The sequence below is a fragment of the Shewanella sp. SM20 genome, from assembly GCF_025654545.1.
Taxonomy (GTDB): Bacteria; Pseudomonadota; Gammaproteobacteria; order Enterobacterales; family Shewanellaceae; genus Shewanella; species Shewanella oncorhynchi.
In genome coordinates this window covers 1-12,262 of the sequence record NZ_JAKKRK010000081.1, presented here as the reverse complement: position 1 = coordinate 12,262, position 12,262 = coordinate 1, and the positions used below count along the sequence as shown (strand labels likewise).

Genomic DNA, 12,262 nt, shown 5'->3' with positions numbered 1-12,262 from the left:
CCTGTTAAGCCCATTGGCCTGGAAGTTGTTATGGCTAAAGACGGAAAAAAGCCAACCGCCCGAACAAGTCCCCAGTGTGCATTGGGCTTATCTAAGATTAGGAAAACTCGCGGGCTGGAATGACAGCAAACGAAGCGGAATTGTGGGCTGGGAAAGGTTATGGCAAGGATGGTTTAAACTGCAAACCATCCTTGAAGGTTACCAGCTAGCCTTGTCTCTTGAGCAAAAGATGTGATCAAGAGACAGATTAAAAAATGGGGCTCGACACACACGTTACCACAGGAATAGTCAGCGTTAGCAACGGATACATAAGACTCAGAGGCTATTGATTAATATCCAATTCATTATGGATCAATACCACGCACTGGGAAGCAAACAGCATCTTTGGCCCTAAGCTGATCTTTTGCGCACCGAGTCGTTTCAAGGTATTAAAACTTTTCTTCGGCATAGGAATATGATCGGTCAGCAAAAAGCACGGATTACCCACAAATTCTTGCTCACGGATTGAAGTGCCCTTCTTATCCATCATAAACAATTGATAATCCACCGCGAGGTCCTGTACCAGCTTTTCAAAACTGATGGTGCTCACAGTAATGCCCTCATCCACAACGCGAGTTTGCTCTTTCGTCATACCCCGAGAAATATCTAAGGCTTTGGCAATTTTAGTGAGCAAAGCTTGCTCGTGAAAACCACCAATATGGCAAATATTTCGAGTATCGAAGCAAATAGTGCGGGAAAAATCATGGGTACTTTCTAGCACCAAATAAACGACAACATCGTTTCGATGGGACTGAGCCACAAAAATAGTGTTCATCAGGGTATGAGCTAAAATCTCGGTATGCGCCTCTTGGCCGACAGAAGCCAAAAACAACTGACTGTCAGTAGGTGCTGATCTTGCTCGTAAAACAAACGCGCGCATAGGTAAATGTCCTACTCAATAATGTCTTAAATGCTAAATGGCGGATGCATATAATTTGTGAAATTGACGATTTCGCCTTGAAAATTTTTGCCTTTTGCCTTTTGCCTTTTGCTGTGCCAAAGCCAGCCTAATCACTCGAACTTGAACCTTAGTCGCAAGCAGCGTTAATCATATGGGCAGCGAAAAGATATAAAAAAACAAAACCCGTATAGCAATGCTAACACGGGGTTTTGTTTTACTTAACTGCTGGTTATTTTAATGATTAAAACAAACTAACAAAATGCATCTAATTTGGTCGGTATGAGAAGATTCGAACCTCCGCCCCCTGACACTCTATAACAGTAAACCGTTTAATCATAACCTGCTAAATTTAAACATAAATAATGTAATTTTGCACGTTTTAATTACCTCAACAATTTATGTACAGTTACACGCAAATGCGATATTAAGGCTACAAGTACAACAAATTGAGCGTATTCAAACAAAATAACATCCCATTAGTTGTAATCAATATCGGATAACAACCAATGGGATCTAGGGAATACCTACAATCCCTGCATTTTCCCGATTCAGCAATGTGCTCTGACGCGGTGGCCATACGTGCAGGAATCACTCAGCACGTCACCTTTCCTATAGATAATTCCAGCATCAGGACATAGTTAAGGGGAGCCTTAACTTGCCTTAACAGGCCAAGAAAGAACGAATATTGTTCCTCCATGGCCCGATGGCTGGCAGACCACGTGGCCGCCGTGAGCTTCAGCAATTGTTTTGACCACTGCGAGGCCGAGCCCACTGCCACCACTTTTTCGAGAGCGAGACGGATCAATTCGGCGAAATGCCTCGAATATGTAGCTTGCTGCTTCATCAGGGATACCAGGGCCTTCATCTTCGACGCTGAGATAACAGCTTGCCCCCGAGCGGTAAAATCGTACAGTCAAAGTGCCAGGATCAGCATGCTGGCGTGCATTTTCCAGCAGCGCCATCAGCGCCTGCCGTATTCGTATAGCATCACAGTAAACTTTAAGTCTTGTATCGAGTTCCTGCTTTAGTATGAGTCCCTTAGCGTCTAATACCGCAGCGAAAGTCTCAATCACCGCACTAAGTTCCTCGGCTAAACAGACCTCATCCCGCTGTAACTCTAGATGACCACTGTCATTGAGGCTCAGCACTCGTAAATCTTCGATCAGGTGATTAAGGCCTTCAACCTGGCGTAACAGTCCCTCGAAGAGCTCACTGCTGGGGCTAAAAACACCTTCCGCTAACCCCTGCAACCGACCACGCAGAATGGTGACAGGGGTACGAAGTTCGTGAGCGATTGCCGCGTTCCAAAACTCCCGCTCGCGAGTCATATACTCTAGGCGCTCGGCCATAGCATTAAAGTCACTCACCAATTGCGCCGTCTCCCCCATCGCATGTTGGTCCATTCGCGCACGCGCGTTGAGCTTGCCTTGGGCGACTTCGCGTAGGCTATATGCCACAGAGTTAAGAGGAGTAAGAATGCGCCGTGACAGGCGAATGGCAACAAATAGCGCAATCCCCAATGCGGCTATGATAGTGCAAACTATCCATAGCATTTCCATCTGAGAAGGCATCCAGGTTTCAGATATACTGCCTGGCAGGTAGGCCACTGCAATGGCATAGAATACATAGGAGCCAAACACTGACAGGAAAATGATGCCTAATGTCATTACCGCTAAGGACTGGATAATTTGCCTGCGCAAACCCGGTGTTTGCCTCATACTTCACCACCAAAGCGATAGCCAACCCCCCAGACACTGAGCGGCACTCCTTGAATATTGAGGACTTCAAGCTTTTTACGTAACTTACTGATATGGCTATCTACCGTTCGTTCCTGAGTATCGCCCTCAGGCAAGCAATTAATTAACAGCTCCTCACGGCTAAAAGCACGTTTCGGTGTACGCATCAAGCAAGCGAGCAGTTTGAACTCGGTCAAGGTCAGATCCAGTGCTTGCTGCTGACCGTTACAGATTACGCTAGCCTCGTGGCTGTCTAAGTCGATTTGGAACTGGCCGACGCGCAACATTTGGGTATTTATAGGCGTGTTAGTGCGGGCGCGTCGCAGTACTGCCTGCACCCTAGCCACCACCTCAGCGGGATTGAATGGTTTAACCACGTAGTCGTCAGCACCGAGGCGTAACCCCATTAATTTATCGATATCCTGATCAAGCGCGGTGAGCATGATCACCGGCGTGTCACCACGGGTGCGAATTTCATTCAGTACATTCCAGCCATCGAGATTCGGCATCTGTACATCGAGCAGTAATAGATCGGGCTTAAATATTTGGTGCATGGCTAGCGCTTGGATACCATCGATAGCATGTTGAGTTCGCAGCCCACTGCGCTGCAAATAAGCGATAAGGATATCGGCAATCTCTGCTTCATCCTCTGCAATTAACACCAGTGCCGAAGTCATAGAACTTACGGACGCATTGAGATTAGCCATGGATTGCCCCAACGTTAAAATGGCTGAACTTTATCATCCCCTCCATACATTCTCCACAATGTCTCGAATAATTCGCAATACTGACTCGTCATAATTCAGCATTAGTTCTCTAGCGTTTGATAAAACGCCATTAGTGAGATCGCTGTACATTGAGGAGAGTAGGTTATGTACATCAAACAGCGGCACTTAAGCTTTGTGTTAGTTGTAGGAATTGCCGTGTTGGGATTGGTAGGTTGTGATTCAGCGGTACAGGATGAAGAGACAACTGCTCCGGTTCTAGTGTCAGTGATGACACTAGAGAACGAAGAACTATTGGTGACTGAAGATCTACCCGGTCGTGTCGCTGCGGTTCGCAGTGCTGAGATCCGCGCGCAGATTAGCGGCATAGTGCAAGGTCGTCTCTTCGAACAAGGCGCCGAGATAACATCTGGCACTGTGCTGTTCCAAATAAATCCAGCGCCATTTAAAGCCGATGTCGATATTGCTGCGGCAGCGTTACAGCGTGCCGAAGCGGTATGGATTAGGGCTCGTCAAGAAGCCAATCGCTTAGCCTCTTTGATACAAACCAAGGCCGTCAGCCAACAAATGCATGACGATGCGATTTCCCAGCGTGATCAGGCTGCCGCAGATGTAGCCCAAACCAAAGCGACGCTGGCGCGGCGTCAGTTAGATCTACAATTTGCCAGCGTCGAAGCCCCCATCTCCGGACGTATAGATGAGGCATTAGTGAGTGAAGGTGCATTGGTCTCACCCACCGATGCCACACCCATGGCGAGGATCCAACAAATCGACCAAGTGTACGTTGATGTACGTTTGCCAGCATCAATGTTGGAGGCGATGCGTCAGCAGGCCAACTCTGGAGCCCCGGAGTTGGCTGTTGAGATCCTTAGCAGTAGTAGCGAGCCTCTTGGCATGCAAGGGCATATCTTATTTTCCGGCATTCAAGTAGATGCAGGTACTGGCGATGTACTGCTGCGCGTACTGGTAGATAACCCGCAGCATCGTCTGTTACCCGGTCTTTACGTAAAAGCTCGCATTCCACAAACTTACTATCCTACGGCTCTGAACGTGCCTCAGCAGGCTGTGACTCGCAAAGCTGGCCAACCCCAAGTGTGGGTGCTTGATGAGCAGGCTAAGGTGCAGCCTGTGGCAATAAAGGTCGATGAATTGGTGGCAGGTCACTATCACGTAGTATCCGGCCTAAGCGCTGGTCAGCAGATAGTTGTTGAAGGCATCGAACGCCTAAGCCCAACTGCGCAGGTCGTCGCGCGCCCTTGGCAACCTACTATTGCTAATCAGCAACTTAGCGCTGTCGTGCGCTGAATTTGGAGAAGTCGTCATGCCGCAGTTTTTCATCAACCGCCCAGTATTTGCTTGGGTGATAGCCTTATTTATCGTACTGATTGGCGTCATCGCCATTCCACAGTTACCCATATCCCGCTACCCATCAGTGGCACCCGTGTCGGTGAGCATTTATGCCGCTTATCCAGGAGCCACGCCACAGACACTTAATGACTCTGTAGTAAGCCTTGTCGAGCGCGAATTGTCAGGAGTGAAGAACTTACTCTACTTCGAATCATCAGTTGACAGCTCGGGCAGTGCACAAATAACCGCCACATTCAAGCCGGGCACTGATGCGGAACTAGCCCAAGTTGATGTGCAAAATCGTATTAAGGTTGTCGAACCACGCCTACCTCAAGTTGTACGGCAGAGCGGTCTGCAGGTTGAATCAGCCGCTTCAAGCTTTTTGATGATGATTGGTATGACATCTCCAAACGGCCAATTCGACGAAATCGCGCTAAACGACTATTTAGCGCGCAATATTGTCGAGGAGCTGCGCCGAATCGACGGTGTTGGTCGCGTGCAATTATTCGGTGCTGAGCAGGCTATGCGCGTCTGGGTAGACCCGAATAAACTCACCGCCTATGGCCTGACAATGAACGACCTTGCTATCGCTATTGAGCAGCAAAACGCACAAATAGCCCCAGGGCGACTCGGTGATGAACCTGTCTTACAGGGACAACGACTGACGGTCCCCCTAACAGTGCAAGGACAACTCAGCACGCCCGAGGAGTTCTCTGCTATCGTCCTACGTGCCGGTGCCGATGGCGCAAAATTGGTGCTCGCAGATGTGGCTCGGGTCGAGCTGGGCGCTCAGTCCTATGGTTTTTCTAACCGTGAGAATGGTGTGGCGGCGACCAGTGCTGCTATCCAGCTCTCGCCAGGAGCCAACGCTGTACGCACAGCTTCTGCGGTACGTGAACGTCTAGCCGAACTGGCGCTGAGTATGCCTGCTGGCATGAACTACTCAGTGCCATTCGATACAGCTCCCTTCGTCAAAGTGTCTATCGAAAAAGTAATCTATACCCTGTTTGAAGCTATGGCGCTGGTATTTATGGTGATGTTCCTGTTCCTGCAGAACCTGCGCTACACACTTATACCAGCTATCGTCGCGCCCATAGCGCTACTCGGTACCTTCGCGGTGATGTTACTGGCAGGCTTCTCAATCAACTCGCTGACCATGTTCGGCATGGTGCTGGCCATTGGCATTATTGTTGACGATGCTATTGTGGTGGTGGAAAACGTTGAGCGACTGATGGCGACCCAAGGACTGTCGCCGCAAGAGGCAACCTCACAGGCGATGAAGGAAATTACCGGCGCGGTGATCGGTATCACGCTAGTGCTGACCGCCGTATTTATCCCCATGGCCTTCGGCAGCGGCTCAGTGGGAGTGATCTATCAACAGTTCACTTTGTCGATGGCGGTGTCTATTCTGTTTTCGGCCTTCCTCGCACTGACCCTAACGCCAGCACTATGCGCCACGCTACTGCGCCCAGTTAGTGCTGATCACCATCAAAAAGGCGGTTTCTTCGGCGCCTTCAACCGTGGATTTGAACAACTCACCGCAGGCTACAGTGAACGCGTAGCACGATTGGTTGGACGCAGTGGACGTATGATGGCGGCATTCGCCGTACTCTGCATGGTGCTAGTCATCGCTGCAGGGCAATTGCCGTCGTCCTTTCTACCAGAAGAGGATCAAGGCTATTTCATGACCTCCATCCAATTACCCACAGGCGCTACCAGCGAGCGCACGCTGGATGTGGTCAAAGCCTACGAGGCGCACGTCGCATCGCGCCCAACGCTGGATGCAAATATGGTAGTGCTGGGCTTTAGCTTTGCAGGCTCCGGCCCCAATGCAGCCATGGCCTTCACTATGCTCAAAGATTGGGATCAGCGTAATGGTGCTACGGCTGCCGAAGAAGCGGCACTGGCGCAGCAAGCTATGGCTGATAACGTCGAAGGCACAGTGATGACCATGATGCCGCCAGCCATTGACGAGCTGGGCACATCCTCAGGTTTCACTCTGTTCCTGCAGGATAGATCCAATCGGGGCGAGGCTGCATTGATAGCTGCACAGGCACAATTGCTGGCACTGGCTGTGCAGAGCGAGGTGGTCAGCGATGTCTACCCAGATGGCCTGCCGCCCGGTGAGAGCATTAGCCTGAATATCAATCGGTCAAAAGCCGAGGCTATGGGTCTGTCCTTCGCCGCGGTCAGCAGCACACTTTCGGCGGCCATGGGATCACTGTATGTCAATGATTTCCCAAATAATGGACGTATGCAGCAGGTCATACTGCAGGCCGACGCTACGGCACGAATGCAATTGGACGACGTGCTCAGCCTGCGCGTGCGTAATTCAAGTGGTGGCATGGTGCCTCTACGGGAAGTAGTGACGGCTGAATGGAAAGAGTCGCCACAGCAAATGATGCGCTTTCAGGGCTTCCCGGCTATGCGTATTTCCGGGAGCGCGGCAGCAGGCGTTTCCAGCGGCGCAGCGATGACCGAGATGGAACGCTTAGTGGCGCAGTTGCCACAAGGGTTCGCAGTAGCGTGGACGGGGGCATCATTGCAAGAGCGCCAATCGGCGGCGCAGGCACCGTTGCTAATGTTGCTGTCCGCTCTGGTAGTATTTCTGGTACTCGCTGCGTTGTACGAAAGCTGGTCGATCCCACTTTCGGTGATGTTGGTCGTACCGCTAGGTTTGCTGGGCGCGGTAGCGGCAGTAATGTTGCGTGATCTGCCTAACGATGTGTTCTTCAAGGTAGGAATGATCACTATCATTGGCCTATCGGCAAAAAATGCTATCCTCATCGTCGAGTTCGCCCGCCAACTGCACGCCGAGGGCCATACGCTGATAGATGCTGCAGTGACCGCAGCACGCCTGCGTCTACGGCCAATTCTGATGACGTCATTGGCATTTACTCTCGGAGTGGTGCCCTTAATGCTTGCGAGCGGCGCCAGCGCCGAAACTCAGCATGCTATCGGTACTGGCGTATTCGGTGGCATGCTCAGTGGCACTTTGCTGGCAATATTCTTCGTACCGGCATTTTTTGTCTTTGTCATCGGCACCCAAGAGCGCTTGAGTGCCTGGCTTGCGCGGCATAATACTGCCAAATAGCCTCACCCGCTTTGATGCTCTGTAGGAAAGTCTACCAACACAATCCTATTGAGCATTAAAGCTGATCAATCTATGTGTAATAATTTTAAACGCTGGAAATGTAGGTTCAGTGATAGTAATCGTTACTGCGTATCCGGCTTAAGGTTCCGACGTTCAAATCTGTAATTGGTTCTCTAAGAAGTGGTGCGATGCTGGACTCGCCTACAGTCTATTATTCGATTCATGGAAAGAGTAAGTACATTTCGCCAATATTCCCGCGCTATTTAAAAAGATGAAGCCATCGAAAAGTGAGCAAAATCCCTGATATCTAATGCTGCCGACAAATAAAAAAGAGAGGCTACATTAGCCTCTCAAAAAATAGCAGGGGAGTACTTTAAGTCAAGCAATAATTTTATTGCTAATATTTACGATGAATAAAACTTGAGATGTTGTGAGAGAAAGTAATGAGTCTCTCACTGATTTAGCGTTACTTTGTATTTAGAGCATGTTTAGCAGCATTTGTCCCTGCGATTTTACCGAAAATCACGGTATCAGCGACAGCATTCCCCCCCAGTCGATTATACCCATGAACACCACCAGTCACCTCTCCCGCCGCAAATAAACCTTTAAGCGGTTGGCTTTGTATATCGAGTACTTCAGCTTTAGTGTCAATGGCAACCCCCCCCATAGTATGATGGATGCCAGGAGCAACTTTTACGGCATAATAAGGAGATTTTTCTATTGATAGTGGCATCTGCTCACGGTTAAATGCCTCATCTTTACCCTGTTTGAAATAATGGTTGTAGTTTGTGATAGTTTTGTCTAAAACACTTGGAGTCATTCCTGTTATTTTTGCAAGCTCTGCAACAGTATTGGCCTTTTCAAGCATTTCTAAATGATCATACCCCTGAACCATTTTAGCTTTTTTATATAATTCATTATCAAATACTAGCCAAGCATATTGTTCAGGCTGTTTTAGAATGGCATCGGAGGCTTTATCTCGAGTTGTTAATTCATTGATAAAGCGATTGCCTTCTTTATTAACCATTATGGCCCCGACACCTCGAACCGTTTCTGAAATTAATATACGGCTATCTTTTCCTACTGTTGGATGCGTCTGGATCCAATCAATATCAGTCATACTTGCACCGACTGCTTTAGCAAGTTCAATACCATCCCCAGTTGAAGTGATATTATTTGAACTTGTCATGCCTTTAAATGTAGGGCGATAAAAAGCAATCATTTCTTTGTTAAACCCATAACCACCGGTGGCTAAAACAACCGACTTAGCTGCAACCATATAGTGACCAGAGTGTTTACCGTGGATGACAACACCCACAATTTTTTGTTCATCATCAACAACTAGTTTAACAACTTTGGAGTTGAGTCTTGTATCAACCCCTTCTTTATCCGATGCTTTTCTTAGTACATCAATAATATGTGGACCAACACTTAAACCACCAGATGGACGATGTGTTCTATCGACTCTAGCGCCGCCAGAGCGTTTTAAATCATCCATATTGGCGCCTAAAGATTCTAACCATTTAATACCATCAGCCGATTGCTCCGCTAATATTTGTACCAATTTAGGGTCGTTAGCATATCGACCGCCTTTCATTGTATCTTCGACATACCATTCGATTTTATCATCGACTTTATGATCTTTTTGCTGAACTGTACCCACAGCATTATACCCGCCTGCGGCGAGCATAGAGTTACCACCACTAAATGGTGCTTTATCAAGCAATATAACGTTAGCCCCAGCCTTTTTAGCTGCAATCGCAGCATTAAACCCAGCACTACCGGCTCCAACAACAATCACATCCGTTGTTTCTTTAGGACCTGCAGCTATCGCTTTATTTATTGCTTCATTATCCCAACCTTTGTCCCACGGTTCTTTGGATTTTGCTTTATTAAAAGGCATGTCGAGCCCTTTAAATGAATGACATTCATTACAATATAATTTTGGTTGTTCATGTCCTTTATGACAAGACGTACAATTAATATCACCTAAGTGTGAAGAATGTGGGTCAATTTCTAGTTTGGGATTTGCTAGTTTTCCATAATCACCATGACAGGATTTACATTGTTTATTTTCAAATGTCTCGCTATCGCTCACTTTATTGGGTGCTGTATGGCAGGTTTTACAACCATTAACATCTTTATGGAATGATGCTAAATCATTTTTATTATCAACAGCCCATGATGACGCCGTTAAAATCGAACAGACAATAATACTCAAGTATTTTATCTTCATGCAATTCTCCAGTTTTTATTTTGGTAAGATTTGGCGTGATGATAGTTTCTTAATTTTTTTAAATAGTGACATTGAGCAATAAATTGAAATTGTTAAATATAACTTAACACACTTTAAGTTATGCTTAACTCGATATTTTTGTTGATTAGATGTGATCTAAAGCGGAGATGTGTTTGCTTAAATCTCTAATATGGCATTGCTTTTACATTCTAAAAAGGTGATGTCGATGAAAAACACTAAATATATTGGTTTTAGTTTTATTTTAATTTGTTCAACTCCAGCTTTATCTGAGCCACTAGATTTTTATGGAAGACTGTGGCTTGGTGTGGCCAACTCAAGTAATGGTCTTTCTGGTAACGAAAAAGTTGATGGATTTTCCCTTGAAAATTATGCATCATATTTAGGCGTTAAAGGTGAGTATAGTGTATATGATAATTTTAGCTTGTTATATAAATTTGAAGCAGGGATAGAAAGCTTTGATAACGATGATTCTAATATTTTCAAACCGAGAAACTCATACTTAGGTTTTAAAACTAACTATGGTTCAGCTGTTTTCGGAAGAAATGATACCGTTTTTAAAAGTGCTGAAGGTAAAGTGGATTTATTTAATATTACCTCAAGCGATATGAATATGATCATTGCAGGTAACGATAGATTAGGCGATTCGGTAACATTAAATAGCGCTAAGGTCGCAGGTGTTACTATGGGTATTAGTTATGTTTTTGATAAGGATTTTAATCAAAAAAATCCAGAACTTTCTGATAAACAAAACAATTATGCAATTAGTTTTTCCCTAGGCGATGCAGCACTTAAAAAGAATAGTCACTATATTTCAATAGCCTATGCTGATGGATTGAACCAGTTAGAGGCAACAAGACTGGTAGGTGGTGTTGCTATTTCATCCGTAAAATTGGGGGCTATGTACCAGCGCTCTGAGTCAAGTATTTATGATAATATTAAAGGTAACTCCTACCTGTTAAGTATGGTTGTTCCTATTAATAAATATGATATAAAATTTCAATATTTAAAAGATGATGCTGGGCTGGGTAAAGTGACAAAAAATGCCGGAGCAGATCTAAAAACACTAAAAGAGAGTGATGCAAGTCAATATTCAGTAGGCGTTGATTTTAAGGCTCAAAAGGATTTGACTTTTGGAGTAGGTATTTCCTATTTTGATGGTGACTATACTGACGCCAAAGGACATACTGAGTTTGATGACACTCTCATTTTTGTATCTACAAGATATCTATTTTAACCTCTATAGATAAAGCGGCTACATAGCCGCTTTATAAAAACCAGATATTTATCATGTTAATTATTTATCGTTTTAAACTATTATACTGCTAGTATAACTGATTTTCCCCTCGCGGAGCATTTGATGCGGATAACATTAAGACAATTGATGATCTTTAAAGCCATACATTCTGAGAGGCAGATCTCAAAAGCGGCAAAAGTACTTCATATGTCAACGCCTGCTGTAAGTATGGCACTTAAAGAATTAGAAAGCTCTTTAGGCTGCAGATTATTTGAGCGAGTGGCGGGAGGTTTGGTTGTAAATGCGCATGGAGAAATAATATTACCTTATGCTAATGAAATGCTATCCAAGGGAAAAGAGTTAGAAAATATATTTTCATTCCCTGAACATGGCATTAAGGGGACGTTAACCATTGGGAGCAGCAAGACTGCTGGTAACTATGTATTATCTAAAAAAATTCCATTATTTAAGAACCAATATCCCGATGTAAAAATAAAACTAGTCATTGATAATAGTTTAGTTATTGAAAAAATGGTTTCAGAAAAAGAACTAGACTTAGGCTTTATTGATGCTAAACCCGCGAGTAAAAATCTCATTTGTGAGCATTGGTTACAAGATAATCTTTGCATTGTGAGTGGCGTAACTCATCCTGCTGCAAATGGTTTAAATACAAAATCTTGGCTTAGTGCTGAAGGATCCCCTCATAAATCAGCCATAGCATAGCCATATTTGAGCAACTGATTGGCGAATAATACCCAGGCCGCCAGCAATTCTTTCTCCGTGATTTGATAATCAGGCCGCCTGAGTACCTCCAATCCCAAGCGAATCGTTGAGAGTACCGTTCGATGCCCAATGGTATTGGCCTGAAAATGCTTATCCCAGCCCTGTTGCTGTGCGTGTAAACCAACTAGCCACAACAGGCATTGAAC

General features: G+C 45.8%; 8 protein-coding genes and 2 pseudogenes. 5 read left to right on the top strand and 5 right to left on the bottom strand.

Annotation, left to right across the window (positions count from 1 at the left end; genetic code table 11):
* A pseudogene (locus L5M18_RS21835) lies at window positions 1-235 on the top strand (IS4 family transposase); the annotation flags it as partial.
* Window positions 236-322: 87 nt separating this feature from the next.
* Here L5M18_RS21835 and trmY read toward each other — a convergent pair.
* From trmY to L5M18_RS21820, 3 genes are all read right to left on the bottom strand, one after another.
* On the bottom strand, window positions 323-919 hold the full coding sequence (gene trmY / locus L5M18_RS21830) for a tRNA (pseudouridine(54)-N(1))-methyltransferase TrmY (protein ID WP_006086220.1): 597 nt from the start codon (window positions 917-919) through the stop codon (window positions 323-325).
* 671 nt (window positions 920-1,590) lie between these two features.
* On the bottom strand, window positions 1,591-2,658 hold the full coding sequence (locus L5M18_RS21825) for an ATP-binding protein (protein WP_263198603.1): 1,068 nt from the start codon (window positions 2,656-2,658) through the stop codon (window positions 1,591-1,593).
* On the bottom strand, window positions 2,655-3,383 hold the full coding sequence (locus tag L5M18_RS21820) for a response regulator (RefSeq protein WP_113940506.1): 729 nt from the start codon (window positions 3,381-3,383) through the stop codon (window positions 2,655-2,657). Before L5M18_RS21820 ends, L5M18_RS21825 begins: the two co-directional genes overlap by 4 nt.
* Window positions 3,384-3,548: 165 nt before the next feature.
* Here L5M18_RS21820 and L5M18_RS21815 point away from each other — a divergent pair, with 165 nt between their 5' ends.
* Entirely contained in the window at window positions 3,549-4,706 is a 1,158-nt protein-coding gene (locus tag L5M18_RS21815) for an efflux RND transporter periplasmic adaptor subunit (RefSeq protein ID WP_263198602.1), read from the top strand.
* Between the two features lie 16 nt (window positions 4,707-4,722).
* Entirely contained in the window at window positions 4,723-7,842 is a 3,120-nt protein-coding gene (locus tag L5M18_RS21810; protein ID WP_263198601.1) for a multidrug efflux RND transporter permease subunit, read from the top strand.
* Window positions 7,843-8,308: 466 nt separating this feature from the next.
* Here L5M18_RS21810 and L5M18_RS21805 read toward each other — a convergent pair whose 3' ends face one another.
* Complete coding sequence (locus L5M18_RS21805) at window positions 8,309-10,078, bottom strand: flavocytochrome c (RefSeq protein WP_263138460.1); 1,770 nt, start codon at window positions 10,076-10,078, stop codon at window positions 8,309-8,311.
* A 226-nt stretch (window positions 10,079-10,304) separates the two neighbouring features.
* Between L5M18_RS21805 and L5M18_RS21800 the strand changes: the two genes are divergently transcribed.
* Both L5M18_RS21800 and L5M18_RS21795 read left to right on the top strand, forming a co-directional pair.
* Entirely contained in the window at window positions 10,305-11,333 is a 1,029-nt protein-coding gene (locus L5M18_RS21800; RefSeq protein WP_263198600.1) for a porin, read from the top strand.
* 123 nt (window positions 11,334-11,456) lie between these two features.
* Window positions 11,457-12,056 (top strand): LysR family transcriptional regulator, encoded by a 600-nt coding sequence (locus L5M18_RS21795; RefSeq protein WP_263198599.1) that lies wholly within the window; start codon window positions 11,457-11,459, stop codon window positions 12,054-12,056.
* Here the strand turns inward: L5M18_RS21795 and L5M18_RS21790 are convergent.
* Window positions 12,035-12,262 (bottom strand): annotated as a pseudogene (locus L5M18_RS21790) (IS4 family transposase); the annotation flags it as partial. The gene L5M18_RS21795 and the pseudogene L5M18_RS21790 overlap by 22 nt on opposite strands.

Excerpts from the sequence above, each read along its gene's own strand:
- trmY (WP_006086220.1), bottom strand. The coding sequence starts at position 919 with ATGCGCGCGTTTGTTTTACGAGCAAGATCAGCACCTACTGACAGTCAG.
- L5M18_RS21825 (WP_263198603.1), bottom strand. The coding sequence starts at position 2,658 with ATGAGGCAAACACCGGGTTTGCGCAGGCAAATTATCCAGTCCTTAGCG.
- L5M18_RS21820 (WP_113940506.1), bottom strand. The coding sequence starts at position 3,383 with ATGGCTAATCTCAATGCGTCCGTAAGTTCTATGACTTCGGCACTGGTG.
- L5M18_RS21815 (WP_263198602.1), top strand. The coding sequence starts at position 3,549 with ATGTACATCAAACAGCGGCACTTAAGCTTTGTGTTAGTTGTAGGAATT.
- L5M18_RS21810 (WP_263198601.1), top strand. The coding sequence starts at position 4,723 with ATGCCGCAGTTTTTCATCAACCGCCCAGTATTTGCTTGGGTGATAGCC.
- L5M18_RS21805 (WP_263138460.1), bottom strand. The coding sequence starts at position 10,078 with ATGAAGATAAAATACTTGAGTATTATTGTCTGTTCGATTTTAACGGCG.
- L5M18_RS21800 (WP_263198600.1), top strand. The coding sequence starts at position 10,305 with ATGAAAAACACTAAATATATTGGTTTTAGTTTTATTTTAATTTGTTCA.
- L5M18_RS21795 (WP_263198599.1), top strand. The coding sequence starts at position 11,457 with ATGCGGATAACATTAAGACAATTGATGATCTTTAAAGCCATACATTCT.